Source organism: Acidovorax sp. 100 (genome assembly GCF_003688355.1).
Lineage (GTDB): Bacteria > Pseudomonadota > Gammaproteobacteria > Burkholderiales > Burkholderiaceae_C > Acidovorax > Acidovorax delafieldii.
The window spans coordinates 2,512,146-2,530,403 of sequence record NZ_REFD01000001.1 but is presented as its reverse complement, the minus strand read 5'-3'; the positions used below and the strand labels follow the sequence as shown (position 1 = coordinate 2,530,403).

Here is an 18,258-nt window from a genome sequence, read left to right as displayed (position 1 = left end):
TCCTCGCACGGTCCCATCCCGAGACCTTTCAAGGAGGCCCCATGGCCAAAGGCGAACAGCGCAGCAACAAGATGGCGAAGAAACCCAAAAAGGACACCTCGCCGCCCAAGGAACACAGCGCATCGGACCGGCCCATGCCGCCGATGACCACCGTCATGCCCAAGGGCAAAGACAAAAACAAATAGGTCACACCAGCACTCCGCCTGTCCCGGCGAATGCGCTACCAAAACAATAGCTGCAGGCGCATATTGCATAAGCGCCTGCAGCTATTTTTGTTTGAAATTCCGCATCAGGCAGCCCTTCATTCGGCGCTCGCCGCCGCAGGGCTCAGGCAGGCTGGGCCCACCGCGCCAGCCACTGTGCATCGGGCTCTGGCCGGCCAAACAGGTAGCCCTGGTACACGATGTCCGGGGCGCGCTGGCGCAGAAAGTCGGCCTGGGCCTGGGTCTCCACCCCCTCGGCCACCACGCGCAGGCCGAAGTGCCGGGCCACCGACAAGATGCCTTCGACCAGCACGCCATCGTCGGCATTGGTGGGGGCTTCGTGCACGAACGACCGGTCGATCTTGATCTCCTGGATGGGCAGGCGCTTGAGGTAGGCCAGCGATGAGTAGCCGGTGCCAAAGTCGTCCAGCGACATGTCCACGCCCAGCGCGGCCAGGGAGCGCATCTTGGCCACCGCATCATCAAAGTCGTCGATCACCAGGCCTTCGGTCACCTCCAGCGTCAGCAGCCGGGGGTCGGCCCCCGTGGCAGCCAGCACTGCCCGCAGTTGCCCCACAAAACCCGCCTGCCGGAACTGCCGCGCGCTGAGGTTGACCGAGAGCCGCAACCGCCGCTCGCGGAACACCGGCTGCGCCAGCAGCGCACAGGCATGGGCCAGCACCCACTCGCCCAGGCTGACGATGAGGTCGGACTCCTCGGCCACCGGAATGAACACGCCCGGCGCCACCAGGCCGTCACGCGGATGCTGCCAGCGCACCAGCACCTCGGCACCCGTGACCTGGCCCGACACATCCACCTGCGACTGCAGGTGCAGCCGCAGCTCGCCTGCGCCAATGGCATGGCGCAGTTCGCGCTCCACCCGAAAGCGCTGCTCGGCGGCCTCGCCCATGCCCTGCTCAAAAAACGCAGCCCGTCCGCCCCCGGCCTGCTTGGCGCGGTGCAGGGCGGTGCCCGCGCGCCGCAGCGCATCGTGTGCACCGTCGTCCGACGTTTGGGGGTACAGGGTGATACCCACGCTGGCGCCCAGTTGGGCGTCCTGCGCATCGCCCTCCAGACGCAAGGGGCGCAGCAAGGCGGCCTGCAGTTTTTCGGCAAAGGCCAGCGCATGCCGGCCCGCCAGCGAGGCATCCACCCCCAGGCCATGCAGCACCACGGCAAACTCATCGCCCGCCACGCGCACCAGCAGGTCTTGGGGCGGCAGGATCTCGGACAGCCGCAGCGCCACGGCACAGAGCAGTCGGTCCCCCATCTCGCTGCCGCGCGCATCGTTGAAAGTGGTGAACCGGTCCAGGTCCAGCAGCAGCAAGGCATGCTGGGTGGAAGGCGGGCGACCCGCACGCCCGCGCAACACGTGCAGCCGCTCCATCAGGGTGGACCGGTTGGGCAGGCTGGTGAGGCCGTCGAAATGCGCGAGGCGGTGAATTTCGTCGGCAGCGCGCTTGCGTTCGGTGATGTCCTGCTTGAGCTCCACATAGTGGCTCACGCGGCCGTCGGTCTGGCGGATGGGGGCCACCACCACGGCCTCGGTGATCTCGGCGCCGTCCTTGCGGCGGTTGACCTGCTCGCCCGCCCAGTTGTCGCCGCGCGCCAGCGTATCGCACAGTCCCTGGCGCTGTGCGGGCGCCAGGCCGTTGCTGGAGATCTGCGCCGACAGCTGGCCCAGCGCTTCGTCACGCGCGTAGCCCGTGCGGGACAGAAAGGCGGCATTGACGTATTCGATGCGCCCTTCCAGGTCGGTGATGACAATGCTCTCGGGGCTTTGCTCCACCGCGCGCTGCAGCTTGCGCAGCTCGGCATCGACCGCGGCCAGGTTGGTGGCGGTAAGCCGTGCCTCCTGCACGCGGCGCAGGTAGCTGCGGCGCGACAACAGGGTGGCGGCCGCCGTCACTGCGAGGATGGCCCCCAGATACGCCACGTAGGCCAGACGATTGCTGTAGCGTGCAGGTGGCAGCCAGTCGTACAAGTCTGCCCAGACAAAAAACAGGAACAGCCCGCCTGTGGCACCGGTGAGCAGCAGCGTGGGCCGCGCGCCCAGGATCCAGCCCGAAAAAACGATCAGCACCGGAAAATTGAGCAGGTTGGGCCCCCGCAGACCGCCGTTGTTGGCAGCGACCACCGAGACCATGGCCCATACGCCCCAGATCAGCACCAGGGCTGCCTGGCGCCAGCGCTGCAGGTGGCCCAGGAACACGGCCAGGCCGCCCATCGCCCCGGCGCCCAGGTTGAGCAGCACCTGCGTCCAGGACAGGGGCCGGTCCAGCAGCAGCAAAGCGGCGATGGTGGTGCCCGCCAGCATCACGGTCCACGCACCCACGCGCACCAGCTGCTCGGTGGTGGCATCGTCTCTTTCGGGGGGCGATGAAGGGACAACAGCGGGCATGGTGAAGCCGGTAACTGCCAGACTGGCATGGTAACTCGATACATCACGGCTATCGAGACTTGATTGTCGTCAGCGTTGGGACTCCATCACACCCAGCCCCCTGCCCCGCTGTCACCGCCCCTGCCTACGCCACCCCCCCCCGCCACGGACCGGTTGCCGACGGAGCGTCCCTCACTCGCCGTCGTCGGGCGTGTGGTCCGAGTTGCTGCCCTGCTCGCGCACGCCAGAGCCCTTGCCCTTGGCCTTGGCACGCGCGTCTTTCTTGGCCTGGCGCTTGGCGTCTTCGGCCAGGCCTGCAGCACGCCAGGCTTCAAACTCGGCGGGCGTTTCCAGAGTGATGCGGCCCAGGATGGCGGTGCGAAAGTCCGTCATCACAATCTCGGCCGTCTTTTGCAGGTTGACCTTGCCGCCACCCAGCATGGCGCCGCGCTTCTTGCCGATGGCTGCGAGCAGTTCCTCGTCGTGCATCGTGGCCACGGCCCCCGCAGGCAGGCCCAGCTTGTAGCGGGACTCCAGCAAGGGGGCGTAGTGTTTTTGCAGGCGGCGCAGCAGCTCCAGCGCCACCAGTTCCTCGTCGTAGGCATTGCGGCCCACGGCGCCGCTGGCGGCCAGGTTGTAGCCACTTTCGGGCACCACAATGCGCGGCCACAGCATGCCGGGCGTGTCCCACAGGTAGAAGTCGTCGGCCAGGGTGATGCGCTGCTCCAGCTTGGTGATGCCCGCCTCGTCGCCCGTCTTGGCATGGCGCTTGTTGGTCAAGGTGTTGATCAGCGTGGACTTGCCCACGTTGGGCACGCCGCAGATGAGCACCCGCATGGGCTTGGCCATGCCCCCGCGGTTGGGCGACAGCAGATGGCAGGCGTCGATGAGCTTGCGCGCAGGGGCGGGGTCGGACGCATCCAGCGGCACGGCGCGCGTGTCGCTCTGGGCGTTGTACCAGTCCACCCACAGCGCGGTGCGCTCGGGGTCGGCCACGTCCTGCTTGTTGAGCACCTTGAGCGTGGGCTTGTGGCCCGTGATCTCGGCCAGCAGCGGGTTGGCGCTGGAGCCAGGCAGGCGCGCGTCCAGCACCTCGATCACCACGTCAATGTCCTTGATGCGTTCGGTGATGGCTTTGCGGGTCAGGTGCATGTGACCGGGGAACCACTGGATGGCCATGCGGGGGTACTTTCTTCTTGATTCAACAGGTTCTGAGGGTGGCAAGGATAATCGCGGTCCCACTTGCACCACGCCACCGCGCTATTTGACCTCCATGCCAGCCCCTCTCGACAACTCGCGCAAAGCCAATGCCACCAAGGCCGACAAGGAACTGCTGTTCAAGAGCGTGACCCTGGCCCTTATTGGCCTGGTCATCTTGTTGGCGCCCTATGTCGCCCGCTCCAGCAGCGTGCGCGACCTCATGACCCAGGCGGCGCTGGTGGGCTGGTTTGCGCTGGTGCTGGGCATAGCATTCGGCGTGCAGTACGGCCTGCGCCGCGCCAAGGCGGGGCACCGCCAGCCGTGACCTTGCCGGAGTGGACGGCCCCGGCACCGGCTGCGGACGGCGCCACGGCACAAGCCATGTTCGCGGAACTGCAGCAACGCGCGGCCAATGTGGGCATCACGCTGCGCAACCCGCCGCCCGAGCCCACCACCTGCTGTGGGCGCGGCTGCAATGGCTGCGTGTGGGAAGGATTCCTGGACGCCGCCGAATACTGGCGGCAAGAGGCTCTGCTGCAGCTGCAAGACTGATTTTGAAGCCGTTTGGGCTGGTAGCGCTAGTGCGATATGCCCAGGCAGCTACCAAATTAATAGCACGCCCATGCCACTCGGCACGGTCGCACCCTCAGCCCAGCTGCTCCACCGCCATGTACTGCTCGCGCCATTCTTCAAACGGGAGCGTGTCTGCGGCTTCGATGGCCTTTTGCGCGGCAATCGACTCGTCGGCCATCGCCAGGTAGCGCGCCTGCTGCTCGGCCGTCCAGGGCAGGGCCAGCAGTGCGTCGCGGGCGGCGATGGACTGCTGCCGTGCAAAGGCTTCAAAGTGGTGCTGGTGCTCGCGCGCCATGCTGTCCAGCACGCGGGCCGATGGTGTGCGCTCGGGCGCAGCCATCAGTGCGCGGGCATCGCGCAGTGCAACGCTGTAGTCGTTGGTGCCGTGGGTGGCATCGAGCGCGGCGGCCAAGGGCTCGCAAGCGGCCAGCACTTCAGTGCCCCATTCGGTCAGCGGCACGCTCTGGCCGTTGCGCGACAGGCGCAGGCCGGGCTCGCGGCCCCGCTCGGCGGTGAGGTGCTGGTTCTGCTTGAGTTCGGCAATTTCTGCGGGCGTGTCCGGCGGGCTGTCGGACAGCAGGCAGTGCAGCAAAAACACGTCGAGCAAGCGCATGGTGGGTGCGGTGATGCCCACGGGCACGAACGGGTCCAGGTCCATCAGGCGCACTTCGACGTATTCGACCCCGCGCTCGCGCAGGGCGTGCAGCGGGCGCTCGCCCGTGCGCACGGTGCGCTTGGGGCGGATGGTGCCGTAGAACTCGTTCTCGATCTGCAGCAGGCTGGTGCCGAGCTGGTTGTAGTCACCGCCGGGGTTGCGCACACCCACCGTTTCGTAGGCGGGGTATGGCTTGGTCAATGCCTCGTGCAGCGAGTTGGCGTAGCCCGTGAGGCCGTTGTAGCTCACTGCCAGCGTGGCTTGCGCGTCGCTCTGGTAGCCCAGGCGGCCCATGCGCAGCGATGTGGCGTGGGGCAGGTACAGCGCGCTGCCGCCCTCCATGCGCTCCAGGCGGTGCTCGCGCCCCTCCACAAAACAAGGGCACAAGGCGGGTGAGGCGCCAAACAGGTACAGCAGCACAAACGCGTGGCGCCGGAAGTTGCGAATCAGCGCGAAATACTGCTCGCTGTCCACGCCCGGCAGCGACCAGTTGTAGTGAATGCCCGAAATGGTCTGCATGCGCCGGCCATAGCGGTGGCCCAGGCCCATGCGGTATACGCTCTTGGCGCGGCCCACGTTGGAGCTGCCGTAGCGGCCGATGGGAATGGTCTCGTCCGTGGGCAGGCCGCAGGGCATGCTGGAGGCCCACAGCAGCTCGCCGCCGCTGTCCTTCAGGGTGTGGTGCACGAACTGGTGCACCTCGGTCAGCTCATCCAGGCACTGCTGCACGCCCTTGTGGGCGCCAGTGATCAACTCCAGCTGCGACTCGCTGTAGTCCGTGGTGATCAGGGGATGTGTGAGGGCCGAGCCCAGCGCCAGCGGGTGGGGTGTGAGGGCCAGGCCACCGGTGGGCAGCACGCGCAGCCCTTCCTTTTCGATGCCACGGCGAATCTCCCCCAGGGCGTCCGCCGGGTAGGCGGCCAGTCTCTCGTGCAGTTTGCTCATATGTTTATACCGATCCAACTTCTGTCGGCCCGGAACTTAGCACGTTGAGCGCTGGCCCGCCCAGAGGGGTGTCAAGCCCTTGCGGCCAAAGCGCGTCCAACCTCGTTGGTTCCCTGCGCTGCGCCACTTTGTGGTACTTGCTCGCCCGCCCGCTCCGTCACCTCGGCCAGGCGGGCGGCCAGTTGCTCGGGCACTTCGGTGCCAATGCCCAGATGGATACCTTGGGTGAGGGTGATGTGGGCGGCTTCAAACGTGCCCGCTCCGGCACACAGGATGGTGCGCGTGGGCGCGCTTTCGTGCACCAGCACCAGCATGGCGGGTACCACAGCCTCGGGCTTCAAGGCGTCCAGCACTTCCTGGGGCATCAGGCCCTCGGTCATGCGCGTGGCGGCCGTGGGGGCCAGGGCGTTCACGTGGATGTTGTACTTGGCGCCCTCGATGGCCAGGGTCTGCATCAGCCCCACCTGGGCCAGCTTGGCGGCGCCATAGTTGGCCTGGCCAAAGTTGCCATACAGGCCGGTGGACGAAGTGGTCATCACGATGCGGCCATATTGCTGGGCCACCATGTGCGGCCACGCGGCCTTGCAGCAGTTGGCGGCGCCCATCAGGTGCACATCCACCACCAGGCGGAAGTCATCCATGCTCATCTTGGCGAACGACTTGTCGCGCAGGATACCGGCGTTGTTGACCAGGATGTCCACCCGGCCCCAGGCGTCGATGGCCTGCTGCACCATGGCCTCGACCGCCGCAAAGTCGGTGACCGACGCGCCATTGGCCAGCGCCTCGCCGCCCGCAGCGCGAATCTCATCGACCACGGCCTGCGCCGCACCCACGGTACCGCCGCTGCCGTCCACCGCGCCGCCCAGGTCATTGACCAGCACCTTGGCGCCGCGCTTGGCCAGCGCCAGAGCATGCTGGCGGCCCAGGCCGCCGCCCGCGCCCGTCACGATGGCCACGCGGCCTTGGAAATCAATACCCATGGTGAAGGTTCTCCTGTTGTCTTGGTCAATCGGTCAGTGGAATAAAAACCTCTGGCACCTGCCCGAATGGGCTGGCGCCGCGCGCTGCACTGTAAGCCACAGCGCGGCCCGAGCAGGTTGCACAGGCGACTGGCCCCTCCGCCTCCTCCGGCCAAGCAGGCCGAGCACCGCACACGCCCACGCGGCACATTGGGAATAATGGGTGCCTGCGCCAGCCCCGGGGTAGCGGCCGGCGCAGCCCTCCTGAACTCATTTTTTGATAGCTATTGGCGTATGTAACATCTGCGCTATCGGCCATTTTTACCCAAGGATCTCCCATGAAAGCAATCTGGAACGGCGTGGTGGTTGCCGAGAGCGACGACACCGTGGTGGTGGAAGGCAATCACTACTTTCCCGAAAGCGCGCTGCACCGCGACTACTTCACGTTCAGCAACCACAAGACCACCTGCGCCTGGAAGGGCCAGGCCAGCTACCTGTCGCTGCTGGTCAACGGCGAGATGAACACCGACGCTGCGTGGTTCTATGCCGACCCCAAGCCCGAGGCCGCCGAGATCAAGGGCCGCGTCGCGTTCTGGAAGGGTGTGAAGGTCACGGCCTGAAACGGCCTGACAGCACCCTGCGCAGGTTATCCCTGCGCGCACTGGACAATCGTGTGGATAAGTTTTGGCAAGTCCTGTATGACAACGCCAAGTGCTTGATTTGCAAGGAAATGCACTGCATTGCCTTATTTTTAGGCAACCCGGTAAGTCATGGCACGGGTTATCCCGGCGCACACTGGACAATGGTGTGGATAACCTTGGATAAGCCTTGTATGGCACGCTTAAGTGGTTGATTTTCAAGGAATATCCTTGAATTGCTCAAAAAACAGGCAATTGCAGAACGTCCTTTGCCACGTGCGGCCGATACCCCTTCACAGGCATCCAAACCCCTGGTTATCCCTGCCCGCACTGGACAATCTTGTGGATAACTGTGAACAAACCTTGTATGACAGTCTTAAGTCATTGATTTACAAGGCAACTTCTTGTGCCGCTGAAAAAACAGGCAGCACGGGTGGGTAAATCGTCTGCGGTACAGTGCACGTCGGCCCTTGGTTGGCCGCTCCTTATTTCATAGCTGCCAGCGCATGATCCACTAGCGCTAGCGGCCAAAAACACTCCGTCTACCAGTGTCCACCACGTACCTTCAGCACAGTCCCGCCGCAGAGCGCAACCAGGGGCCCATCCTGGCGCAGCTGCTGGCGTTGCTGCCCAACACCGGCGCCGCGCTGGAGATTGCCAGTGGCACCGGCCAGCATGCCGCGCACTTTGCAGCCGCCCTGCCCGGCTGGACCTGGCAGCCCACCGACCTGCAGGACACCCATTTCGCCTCCATCACCGGCTGGGCCGCGCAGGCCGGTGCCAGCAACGTGCAGGCGCCCCGGCGGCTGGACGTGCTGCACGACCAGTGGCCCAGCGACGGCCCGGCATTCGGTGCCGCGTCGTTCGACCTGGTCTATTGCGCCAACATGCTGCACATCGCCCCCTGGGCCTGCTGCACCGGGCTGATGCAGGGCGCCGCCCGCCACCTGGCGCCAGACGGCCACCTGGTCACCTACGGCCCCTACCTGGAAGACGGCGTGCCCACCGCCCCCGGCAACCTGGCCTTTGACGCCAGCCTGCGCGCGCAGGACGCCGCCTGGGGCATCCGCCGCATCGAAGACGTGATGGCGGTGGCCGCCCAGGCCGGCCTGCAACTGGCCGCGCGGCACGCGATGCCCGCCAACAACCTGCTGCTGGTGTGGACCCACGCCGCCCACCAACCCTGAAGAGACACGTCCATGACGACACCCACCGCCGCCCCCTTCTTCATCGCCAAGGTCGAGCCCGATGGCACCCAGTGCGACGCCTGGCCCGAGCAGCCGCTGCTGCTGTCCATGGAGCAAGGCGGCATCGACTGGCCCAGCTCCTGCCGCAACGGCACCTGCCGCACCTGCCTGGGCCAGCTGGTCGAAGGCACGGTGCGCTACGCCATCGAATGGCCAGGCCTCACGGCCGAAGAAAAGGAAGAAGGTTGCGTGTTGCCCTGCGTGGCCTACCCCACGTCGGACGTGGTGCTGCAGGGCAGCGCCATCTGATCTGCGTCAGGCACCGCGCCTTTCAAACACCAAGCAGGCCCCGGTGCACTAAAATCCAGGGCTTTGGGGGCACGATGCCCCTTTGACGTGCGGCAGCGCCGCATCGCATGTTCTTTGGGGCGGTTTCTTGGAGGCACGACAGTTGCCTTCGGCCACGGGGACCTGTGCTGCAGCACACCGCCAGCTGGCAACCGCCAGAGGCTCCACAGAAAGCCCCGACCTTCCATGAACACCCCCCTCACCCCCGTGCCGATCTCGCCCGTCGAGGACATCGTGGCCGAGATGCGCGCCGGGCGCATCGTCATCCTGGTGGATGAAGAAGACCGCGAAAACGAAGGCGACCTCGTCCTGGCCGCCGACCATGTGACGCCCGAGGCCATCAACTTCATGGCCCGCTTCGGCCGGGGCCTGATCTGCCTGACATTGAGCCGCGAGCGCTGCGAGTTCCTCAAGCTGCCGCCCATGGCAGCGCGCAACGGCACGGTGTACAGCACGGCGTTCACCGTCTCCATCGAAGCCGCCGAGGGCGTGACCACCGGCATCTCGGCCGCCGACCGCGCCCGCACCGTGCAGGTGGCGGTGGACCGCAACAGCCAGCCCAGCGATCTGGTGCAGCCCGGCCACATCTTCCCGCTGCAGGCAGTGGACGGCGGCGTGCTGATGCGCGCAGGCCATACCGAAGCCGGTTGCGACCTGGCCGCCATGGCGGGCTGCAGCCCCGCATCGGTGATCTGCGAGATCATGAAGGACGACGGCACCATGGCCCGCCTGCCCGATCTGCAGCTGTTTGCCGCCGAGCACGGCCTCAAGATCGGCACCATCGCGGACCTCATCGAATACCGCAGCCGCAACGAGTCGCTGGTCGAAAAGGTCGGCACGCGCACACTACAGACGGCGTATGGCGAGTTCACCGCCCATGCCTTCCGCGACAAGCCCAGCCAGGCCGTGCACCTGGCGCTGGTCAAGGGCCAGTGGAGCGCCGACGACGTGGTGCCCGTGCGTGTGCACGAGCCGCTGTCGGTGTTCGATGCGCTCGAAGTCAACCGCTCCATGCACTCCTGGGGCCTGGACACCAGCCTGCAATACCTGGCCAAACAAGGCAAGGGCGTGGCCGTGCTGCTCAATTGCGGCGAAAGCGCCTCCCAGCTGCTGGCGCAGTTTGAAGGCACCGCCCGCTCCGCCCAGGCGCCCGAGCGCGGCCGCATGGACCTGCGTACCTACGGCGTGGGCGCGCAGATCCTGCGCGAATGCGGCGTGCACAAGATGGCCCTGATGGGCCAGCCGCGCCGCATGCCCAGCATGACAGGCTACGGCCTCGAAATCACCGGCTTCATCCCCAAAGAATAAAGACAGGAACAGGATCACTATGTTTGGCGCAGACAAAGGCACCGCAGACAAACTGGACGGCAAGAAGCTGCACATCGGCATCGTGCAGGCCCGTTTCAACGAGAGCATCACCAACACCCTGGCTGCTGCCTGCCGCGCAGAGCTGCTGGCCCTGGGCGTGCAGGAAAAGCACATCAAGCATGTGCTGGTGCCCGGCGCGCTCGAAGTGCCCGTGGCCCTGCAGGCCATGGCCGAGAGCGACGAGTACGACGCGCTGATCGCGCTGGGCTGCATCATCCGCGGCGAGACCTACCACTTCGAGCTGGTAGCCAACGAATCCGGCGCGGGCGTCACGCGCCTGTCGCTGGACTACCAGATCCCGATTGCCAACGCCATCATCACCACCGAGAACATGGAACAGGCCATCGCCCGCCAGACCGAAAAGGGCGTGGACGCGGCCCGCGTGGCGGTGGAAATGGCCAACCTGCTGGACGAACTGTCATGAGCGAAAACACCCCTACGCCATCGTCGGCACGTCCGCCCAAGCAAACCCGCACCGGCCTCAAAAGCACGGGCACGCGCAAGGCCGCCTCCAAGTCCAACCGCAGCCGTGCACGCGAATTCGCACTGCAGGCGCTGTACCAGCACTTGGTGGGCGGCAACGACGCTACTGCCATCGATGCGTTCACGCGCGACCTGGCGGGCTTCCACAAGGCTGACTCGGCGCACTACGACGCGCTGCTGCATGGCTGCATCGAGCATGCCGCCAGCATGGACGCATTGATCACCCCGTTGCTGGACCGCAAGATGGCCGAGATCTCGCCCATCGAACACGCCACCATGTGGATCGGCGTGTACGAGTTCCAGAACTGCCTGGATGTGCCCTGGCGCGTGGTGCTCAACGAATGCATCGAACTCGCCAAGGAATTTGGCGGCACGGACGGCCACAAGTACGTGAACGCCGTGCTCAACGGCCTGGCCCCCCAACTGCGCGCCGTGGAAGTGGCGGCCGACAAGGCCGCAGGCGCGGGCGCTGCCTGACCTGCCACCGCCCCGCTGCCGCCCTGCCCGTTGAACCGGGGCGGCTTGGTTTCTTTTCTTTCTACGCCCTCACGCCACCACGTCCACAAGGGGCCCGGTCGGGGCAGGATGCCATTCCATGAAGTTTTCCACGCGCGCCGAGCGCATTGAACCGTTCTATGTGATGGAGGTCGCCAAGGCCGCGCAGGCCCTGGCCCGCGAGGTGGCGGGCACGCGCGAACCGATGATCTTCCTGAACATCGGCGAGCCCGACTTCACCGCCCCGCCCCTGGTGCAGGAAGCCGCAGCCCGCGCCGTGCACAACGGCGCCACGCAATACACCAACGCGCTGGGGCTGGATGCGCTACGCGAGCGCATCAGCGGCTGGTACCAGAGCCGCTTTGGCGTCAACGTGCCTGCACGCCGCATCGTGGTCACCGCCGGTGCATCGGCCGCGCTGCAGCTGGCGTGCCTGGCGCTCATCGAGTCGGGCGACGAAATTTTGATGCCCGACCCGAGCTACCCCTGCAACCGCCACTTTGTGAGCGCCGCAGAAGGCAAGGCCGTGCTGCTGCCCACCACGGCCGCCGAGCGCTATCAGCTGAGCGCCGACAAGGTGCGTGCGGCATGGAATGAAAAAACGCGCGGCGTGCTGCTGGCCTCGCCCTCCAACCCCACGGGCACCTCGATAGCGCCCGATGAGCTGCGCCGCATCCATGACGTGGTGCGGTCGCAAGACGGCATCACGATGATCGACGAGATCTACCTGGGCCTGTCGTACGAGGAAGAGTTTGGCCACACCGCGCTCGCCATCGACGACAACATCATCAGCATCAACAGCTTCAGCAAATACTTCAACATGACCGGCTGGCGCCTGGGCTGGATGGTGGTGCCCGAGGCCATGGTGCCGGTGGTCGAGCGCCTGGCGCAGAACCTGTTCATCTGCGCTAGCACCGTGTCGCAGCATGCAGCGCTGGCCTGCTTCGAGGCAGAGAGCATTGCCGAATACGAACGCCGCCGCGCCGAGTTCAAGGCTCGGCGCGACTTCTTCATACCCGCCCTGCAGTCGCTGGGTCTGAATGTGCCTGTGATGCCTGATGGCGCCTTCTATGCCTGGGCCGACTGCACGCAGGCCGCGCAGCGCCTGGGCGTGAGCGGCAGCTGGGACTTTGCGTTTGAGCTGATGCGCCGCGCGCGCATCGCCGTGACACCGGGGCGCGACTTTGGTACGGCCGAGCCCGAGCGCTTCATCCGCTTCTCGACCGCCAACTCCATGGCGCAATTGCAGGAGTCCGTGGAGCGGCTGCGCAAGCTGCTTGGATGACGAAGGCGAGCGACCCCACGATGGCGTTTGAATTTCCGATCCGGATCTACTGGGAAGACACCGATGCCGGTGGCATCGTGTTCTACGCCAACTACCTCAAGTTCTTTGAGCGCGCGCGCACCGAGTGGCTGCGCTCGTTGGGTGTGGGCCAACAGCAGTTGCGGGAACAAACCGGCGGCATGTTTGTCGTAACCGACGCGCAGCTGCGCTACCACCGCCCCGCGCGGCTGGACGATGAACTGATTGTTACTGCCGCCCTGCAAAGCAGTGGCCGCGCATCGTTGACAATAGTGCAGCAGGCGCTCCTGAAACCAGAGCAGATGACCGACCAGCCCCCGACCTTGCTGACCGAAGGCACCATCCGCATCGGATGGGTGGATGCCGCCACCCTGCGCCCCGCCAGAATTCCAAGCACCCTCCTGGAACAACTCACACCATGAATTCCCAAAACATGTCCATCATCTCCCTGGTGCTGCACGCCAGCTGGGTGGTGCAACTCGTGATGCTGCTGCTGCTGGGCGTGTCGGTGGCCAGTTGGGCCGCCATCTTCCGCAAGCTGTTTGCCTTGAAGCGCGTGAAGACACTGAACGAGGATTTCGAGCGCGAGTTCTGGTCGGGCACCAGCCTGAACGACCTGTACGCAGCGGCCGCCCAGAACGCCAAGCAGGCCGGCCCCATGGAACGCATTTTTGCCAGCGGGATGCGCGAATACCAAAAGCTCCGTGAACGCCGCATCACCGACCCAGGCACCTTGCTGGACGGCGCGCGCCGCGCCATGCGTGCAAGCTTCCAGCGTGAGATGGATGTGGTCGAGTCGAGCCTTTCCTTCCTGGCATCGGTCGGCTCCGTATCGCCGTATGTCGGCCTGTTCGGCACCGTGTGGGGCATCATGCACGCCTTCACCGGCTTTGCAGGCATGGAACAGGTCACGCTCGCTACCGTGGCCCCAGGCATCGCCGAGGCGCTGGTCGCCACCGCCATCGGCCTGTTCTCGGCCATCCCGGCCGTGATCGCCTACAACCGCTTTGCACGCGACATTGACCGCGTGGCCACGCACCAGGAGACCTTCATCGAAGAGTTCTCCAACATCCTGCAGCGCAACCTGGGCGCCCAGCCCGCGTCCTCAGGCCACACGGCCTCGGGCCACTGATCCGGGAGGCGCCCCATGCCCGCCATGGCATCCCGCGGCCGAGGCCGCCGCACCATCAACGAGATCAACATGGTCCCGTTCATTGACGTCATGCTGGTGCTGCTCATCATCTTCATGGTGACGGCGCCCATGCTCACACCCGGCGTGGTCGACGTGCCCAGCGTGGGCAAGAGCAAGAACCCGCCCAAGGTAGTGGCCCAGGTCATCGTCAACAAGGACGGCACCCTGCAGTTCAAGACCCCCGAGGCCACGCGCAGCCTGAATCAGCGGGAGATTGGCGATGCCGCCAGCCGCTGGCAAAAGGGCCAGGGGCCCGAGAGCGCCGTGGTCATCAGCGCCGACAAGGGCGTGCAGTACGAAACCGTGGTGAAGGCGATGGACGCCCTGCAAAAGGCAGGCGTGCAACGCGTCGGCCTGTCGGTCAAGCAAGGCGGTTGAACCGAACCCGCCCGGCACCGCTCAGACGCCCATGCACGCCCACACCGACCGCGACCAGTTTGCCCCGCCCCGTCCACCGGCGCGCCTGCGCGCCATCACGCTGGCGGTGCTGGTGCATGCGGTGCTGATCGGCGCGTTGACCTGGGGTGTGAACTGGAAGAACACGGCCGACCAGCCTGCCGTAGAAGCTGAGTTGTGGGCCGCCGTGCCCACCCAGGCTGCGCCGCGCGCCGTGGAGCCCCCACCGCCCCCGCCACCACCGCCTGTGCAGCAGGTCACCCCTCCCCCGCCCCCTGCCCCCCCCGTGCGTGCGGCCGAGCCGCCCGACACGCGCGAGGCGGACATCGCCATCGAGCGCGAGAAAAAGCGCCTGGAGCAGGAAAAGAAAGCCCGCGAACAACAGCAGCTGCGCGAAAAGCGCGAACGTGAGCGCAAGGAAGAAGAACGCCGCGACCGCCTGGAGCAGGAGAAAAAAGAGCGCCTGCAAAAAGAACGCGACAAAGAAAAGGAACAGCGCGAAAAGCAGCTGGCCGAACAGAAAAAGGTCGAGCAGGACAAGCAGAAGAAGCTGGCGGAAGACAAACGCAAGGCCGACGAGGCCGCCAAGCGCAAGGCAGAAACCGAGGCCAAGCAACTGGCTGAACAGCGTGAGGCCAACCTGCGCCGCATCCAGGGCATGGCCGGGGCCACAGGGGGCGAGAACGCCACCGGCACGGCCCAGCGCAGCGCGGGCCCCTCAGGCAGCTACGGTGGCAAGGTGGCGGCCAAGGTCAAGCCCAACATCGTGTACCCGGACGCTATCTCGGGCAACCCGCGTGCCGAGGTCGAGGTACGGCTGTCGCCCGACGGCACCATCGTGGGCAAGCGCCTGGTGCAGTCCAGCGGTAACAAGGCCTGGGACGACGCGGTGCTGCGGGCCCTGGACAAGACCGAGACGCTGCCGCGCGATGTGGACGGGCGCGTGCCGCCCTCCCTCACCATCGGCTTCAGGCCCCAGGACTGAGCGGGACCCAAGCCCCTCCCTCACGGGGCTTGCACTTCTGCCGTGGGCCCTCGCCTCGTTGCTGACGCGCTGCTGGAGCCCACGCCGCAGCAGCGCTGACCGCCTGCGTGTGAGCCCTTGTGGCAGTGTGCCCCGGTACGATGGACTGAGTCGTGCCTTGCAAGCCCCCCAAAGCAAAGCGCCCGGCAGAACCGGGCGCTTTTTGAGCCTTTTATGCTGGTAGCGCTAGTGGAATATGCGCTACAAGCTATACATTCGATAGCAATTCGCCAGCATGCATCAGCGGTCGCGCCGCTCCATGCGGCGGTTCAGGTTCAGCGCGCCCAGCGTGCAGGCCACACCCGACAGCAGGTACACCGTCACTGCCAGCAGACCGAACTGCGATGACAGATACAGGGCCACCAGCGGTGCGAAGGCTGCACCAATGATCCAGGCCAGGTCGGCCGACAGGGCGGCGCCGGTGTAGCGATACTGCGGCGAGAAGTTGGCCGTGACCGTGCCCGATGCCTGGCCGTACGACAGGCCCAGCAACACAAAGCCCAGCAACAGGAACATGGTGCTACCCACCTCGCCGGTGTTGAGCAACACCGGCGCCATGAAGCTGAACACGCCAATCAGCACGGCCATGCCGCCCAGCAGCTTGCGGCGGCCCAGGTGGTCCGACAGCCAGCCCGACACCATGATGGCGCCCGCCGCGAGGAACGCGCCGACGATCTGCACGCCCAGGATCTGGGTGACAGGCTGGTCGGAGTACAGCGTGATCCATGACAGCGGGAAAACCGTGACCAGGTGGAACAGTGCAAAGCTGGCCAGCGCCGCAAAGGCGCCCAGCAACACGTTGCTGCCTTCATCACGCATGACGCGGCTCACAGGCACGGGCTGCAACTCGCGGTCCTTGAGCAGTTCGGAGTACGACTGCCCCACCACCAGACGCAGGCGGGCAAACAGGGCCACCACGTTCACGGCAAAGGCCACAAAAAACGGATAACGCCAGCCCCAGGCCAGAAACTCTTGCACCGTGAGGCTGCTGTACAGGTAGGCAAACAGGCCCGCAGCCAGCACAAAGCCCAGAGGCGCGCCCAGCTGGCCGATCATGGCGTACCAGCCCCGGCGCTCTTTGGGTGCCGACATGGCCAGCAGCGACGGCAAGCCGTCCCACGAACCACCCAGCGCCAGGCCCTGGCCCACACGCAGGATCAGCAACGCCACGATGGCTGTAGTGCCCACATCCTTGTAGCCCGGCAAAAAGGCCATGCCCACCGTGCAGACGCCCAGCACGAACAGCGCAATGGTCAGCTTGGTGCCCCGCCCCCAGCGCCGCTGGATGGCCATGGAGATGGCGGTACCCACCGGGCGGACCACGAAGGCAACGGCCAGCAGCGCAAAGGCCATCAGCGTGCCGTCCAGGCGCGACAGGAAGGGAAACAGGAAGGACGGGAAGACAAGAACGCAGGCGATCCCGAAAACGAAGAAGTCGAAATACTCGGACGAGCGTCCGATGATCACGCCCACAGCGATTTCGCTGGGGGTGACGTCTTCATGCGTATCAGCCCGCGAGAGAGAGGCGGCGCTTTCGTGAAAACCGGCCGCGGGGTAAGTGGCAGTGGCGGGGCTGCTCATGAACATGGCTCCTTGACGTTGTGTAGCGAACTCAGACCGTTCCGTTCTACACGCAACTTCTGTGGGCCACAAGTGCGGTTTCACTATGCCGACTGCAGGAAATGTCCTTCAAAGCCCTTGAATGCACCACATTGGTGCAAAAACAGCCTGCGCTTTTGACCTTGGACAAAATGTCCAATCGACAAAAAAGCTAGCGCTAGTACATTCGCACACATCCCGTTATCCGCGTTTACCCTGAAACGCATTGATCGCGCTCTACACATGCTCAAACTTCCCCAACTTCGTGGGCCCACCTGGCTGCTCGCCCTGACAGCGCTGGGTAGCCTGGCAGGCTGCAGCAAGGCTGTCGTGCTCAACCCTGCCGGTGACGTCGCTGCCCAGCAAGGCCAGATGGTCATCACAGCCACGCTGCTGATGCTGATCATCATCGTGCCCGTGATCGCGCTCACCCTGCTGTTTGCCTGGAAATACCGCCAGGGCAACACCGAGGCCGAGTACGACCCGGAATGGCACCACTCCACCACGCTGGAGCTGGTGATCTGGACCGTGCCGCTGCTGATCATCATTGCGCTGGGCGCCATCACCTGGATCGGCACCCACAAGCTGGACCCCTACCGTCCCCTGGACCGCATCGACGCGCAGCGCGCCGTCCCCGCCGATGTGAAGCCGCTTGAAGTGCAGGTAGTGGCCATGGACTGGAAGTGGCTGTTCTTCTACCCCGAGCAAGGCATCGCCACCGTGAATGAAGTGGCGGCCCCGGTGGACCGCCCGATCCTGTTCAAGCTGACGGCCACATCCACCATGAACGCGTTCTACGTGCCAGACCTTGCCGGCATGATTTACGCCATGCCCGGCATGCAGACCGAGCTGAACGCGGTGATCAACAAGCCTGGCGTGTTCAAGGGCATGTCGTCGCACTACAGCGGCGCGGGTTTCTCGGGCATGACGTTCAAGTTCCATGGCCTGAGCAACGAGGACTTTGCCCAGTGGGTGCAAAAGGCCAAGACCGAAGGCAAGCCCCTGGACAAGGGCACCTACCTGAACCTGGTCAAGCCCAGCGAACGTGATCCGGTGCAGCGCTTTGCCTCGGTGGAAGAAGGCCTGTACGACAAGGTGCTCAACCGCTGCGTCGAAGACGGAAAGATGTGCATGCACCACATGATGGCCATCGATGCCCTGGGTGGCGACGCTTACATGCGCGCTGCAGGGCTGAACCTACCCCAGGACGTCTGCACCGTGCAAAACGCCGCCCAGGTGGTGGCCGCACTCGAAACCCGCAACGCACCGGCACCAACGACTGGCGCCAGCATCCGTCAATGAGCACTCCT

At 65.5% G+C, this 18,258-nt stretch carries 20 protein-coding genes; 15 read left to right on the top strand and 5 right to left on the bottom strand.

Going from position 1 to position 18,258, the window contains the following annotated elements; translation table 11 throughout:
- The first annotated feature begins 41 nt into the window (after nucleotides 1-41).
- Complete coding sequence (locus C8C96_RS25015; protein WP_167514358.1) at nucleotides 42-185, top strand: hypothetical protein; 144 nt, start codon at nucleotides 42-44, stop codon at nucleotides 183-185.
- Between the two features lie 142 nt (nucleotides 186-327).
- On the opposite strand, the gene C8C96_RS11670 is transcribed toward C8C96_RS25015, so the two are convergent.
- Both C8C96_RS11670 and ylqF read right to left on the bottom strand, forming a co-directional pair.
- Nucleotides 328-2,604: a bifunctional diguanylate cyclase/phosphodiesterase gene (locus tag C8C96_RS11670; RefSeq protein WP_121942411.1), complete on the bottom strand. Its 2,277-nt coding sequence runs from the start codon at nucleotides 2,602-2,604 to the stop codon at nucleotides 328-330.
- Nucleotides 2,605-2,775: 171 nt separating this feature from the next.
- Nucleotides 2,776-3,762 carry a ribosome biogenesis GTPase YlqF gene (ylqF, locus tag C8C96_RS11665; RefSeq protein WP_121942410.1) on the bottom strand — a complete coding sequence of 329 codons (987 nt, stop codon included), beginning with the start codon at nucleotides 3,760-3,762 and terminating at the stop codon, nucleotides 2,776-2,778.
- A 94-nt stretch (nucleotides 3,763-3,856) separates the two neighbouring features.
- On the opposite strand from ylqF, the gene C8C96_RS11660 reads away from it, so the two are divergent.
- Nucleotides 3,857-4,108, top strand: a complete 252-nt coding sequence (locus tag C8C96_RS11660; RefSeq protein WP_121942409.1) for a hypothetical protein — start codon at nucleotides 3,857-3,859, stop codon at nucleotides 4,106-4,108.
- A gap of 56 nt (nucleotides 4,109-4,164) precedes the next feature.
- Complete coding sequence (locus C8C96_RS11655) at nucleotides 4,165-4,335, top strand: oxidoreductase-like domain-containing protein (RefSeq protein ID WP_121943983.1); 171 nt, start codon at nucleotides 4,165-4,167, stop codon at nucleotides 4,333-4,335.
- A 94-nt stretch (nucleotides 4,336-4,429) separates the two neighbouring features.
- Here the strand turns inward: C8C96_RS11655 and gshA are convergent, their stop codons facing one another.
- Nucleotides 4,430-5,956: a glutamate--cysteine ligase gene (gene gshA, locus C8C96_RS11650; protein WP_121942408.1), complete on the bottom strand. Its 1,527-nt coding sequence runs from the start codon at nucleotides 5,954-5,956 to the stop codon at nucleotides 4,430-4,432.
- A gap of 71 nt (nucleotides 5,957-6,027) precedes the next feature.
- Nucleotides 6,028-6,936 (bottom strand): SDR family oxidoreductase, encoded by a 909-nt coding sequence (locus tag C8C96_RS11645; RefSeq protein ID WP_121942407.1) that lies wholly within the window; start codon nucleotides 6,934-6,936, stop codon nucleotides 6,028-6,030.
- A 317-nt stretch (nucleotides 6,937-7,253) separates the two neighbouring features.
- Between C8C96_RS11645 and C8C96_RS11640 the strand changes: the two genes are divergently transcribed.
- From C8C96_RS11640 to tolA, 11 genes are all read left to right on the top strand, one after another.
- Complete coding sequence (locus C8C96_RS11640) at nucleotides 7,254-7,535, top strand: DUF427 domain-containing protein (RefSeq protein ID WP_056064826.1); 282 nt, start codon at nucleotides 7,254-7,256, stop codon at nucleotides 7,533-7,535.
- Between the two features lie 566 nt (nucleotides 7,536-8,101).
- Nucleotides 8,102-8,740, top strand: a complete 639-nt coding sequence (locus C8C96_RS11635; protein ID WP_121942406.1) for a DUF938 domain-containing protein — start codon at nucleotides 8,102-8,104, stop codon at nucleotides 8,738-8,740.
- A 12-nt stretch (nucleotides 8,741-8,752) separates the two neighbouring features.
- A complete protein-coding gene (locus C8C96_RS11630; protein ID WP_056064834.1) occupies nucleotides 8,753-9,049 on the top strand; it encodes a 2Fe-2S iron-sulfur cluster-binding protein in 297 nt (98 codons plus the stop codon).
- 225 nt (nucleotides 9,050-9,274) lie between these two features.
- Nucleotides 9,275-10,396: a bifunctional 3,4-dihydroxy-2-butanone-4-phosphate synthase/GTP cyclohydrolase II gene (gene ribBA / locus C8C96_RS11625; RefSeq protein ID WP_099730764.1), complete on the top strand. Its 1,122-nt coding sequence runs from the start codon at nucleotides 9,275-9,277 to the stop codon at nucleotides 10,394-10,396.
- 19 nt (nucleotides 10,397-10,415) lie between these two features.
- Nucleotides 10,416-10,880 (top strand): 6,7-dimethyl-8-ribityllumazine synthase, encoded by a 465-nt coding sequence (gene ribH / locus C8C96_RS11620; protein ID WP_015015031.1) that lies wholly within the window; start codon nucleotides 10,416-10,418, stop codon nucleotides 10,878-10,880.
- A complete protein-coding gene (nusB, locus tag C8C96_RS11615) occupies nucleotides 10,877-11,416 on the top strand; it encodes a transcription antitermination factor NusB (protein ID WP_056064843.1) in 540 nt (179 codons plus the stop codon). The genes ribH and nusB overlap by 4 nt, the downstream gene beginning before the upstream one ends.
- 118 nt (nucleotides 11,417-11,534) lie before the next feature.
- Nucleotides 11,535-12,719 carry a pyridoxal phosphate-dependent aminotransferase gene (locus tag C8C96_RS11610; RefSeq protein ID WP_121942405.1) on the top strand — a complete coding sequence of 395 codons (1,185 nt, stop codon included), beginning with the start codon at nucleotides 11,535-11,537 and terminating at the stop codon, nucleotides 12,717-12,719.
- 20 nt (nucleotides 12,720-12,739) lie between these two features.
- The gene (gene ybgC / locus C8C96_RS11605) at nucleotides 12,740-13,159 is read left to right on the top strand and encodes a tol-pal system-associated acyl-CoA thioesterase (RefSeq protein ID WP_056065182.1); all 420 of its coding nucleotides are present in this window, start codon (nucleotides 12,740-12,742) and stop codon (nucleotides 13,157-13,159) included.
- The gene (gene tolQ / locus C8C96_RS11600; RefSeq protein WP_121942404.1) at nucleotides 13,156-13,869 is read left to right on the top strand and encodes a protein TolQ; all 714 of its coding nucleotides are present in this window, start codon (nucleotides 13,156-13,158) and stop codon (nucleotides 13,867-13,869) included. The genes ybgC and tolQ overlap by 4 nt, the downstream gene beginning before the upstream one ends.
- A gap of 15 nt (nucleotides 13,870-13,884) precedes the next feature.
- The gene (locus tag C8C96_RS11595) at nucleotides 13,885-14,307 is read left to right on the top strand and encodes an ExbD/TolR family protein (protein ID WP_116747557.1); all 423 of its coding nucleotides are present in this window, start codon (nucleotides 13,885-13,887) and stop codon (nucleotides 14,305-14,307) included.
- A gap of 31 nt (nucleotides 14,308-14,338) precedes the next feature.
- Entirely contained in the window at nucleotides 14,339-15,310 is a 972-nt protein-coding gene (gene tolA / locus C8C96_RS11590) for a cell envelope integrity protein TolA (RefSeq protein ID WP_116747558.1), read from the top strand.
- Nucleotides 15,311-15,589: 279 nt separating this feature from the next.
- Here tolA and C8C96_RS11585 read toward each other — a convergent pair whose 3' ends face one another.
- Entirely contained in the window at nucleotides 15,590-16,930 is a 1,341-nt protein-coding gene (locus C8C96_RS11585) for an MFS transporter (protein ID WP_056065185.1), read from the bottom strand.
- Between the two features lie 261 nt (nucleotides 16,931-17,191).
- Between C8C96_RS11585 and cyoA the strand changes: the two genes are divergently transcribed.
- Nucleotides 17,192-18,250 (top strand): ubiquinol oxidase subunit II, encoded by a 1,059-nt coding sequence (gene cyoA / locus C8C96_RS11580; protein ID WP_116747559.1) that lies wholly within the window; start codon nucleotides 17,192-17,194, stop codon nucleotides 18,248-18,250.
- The last annotated feature ends 8 nt before the right edge of the window (nucleotides 18,251-18,258 follow it).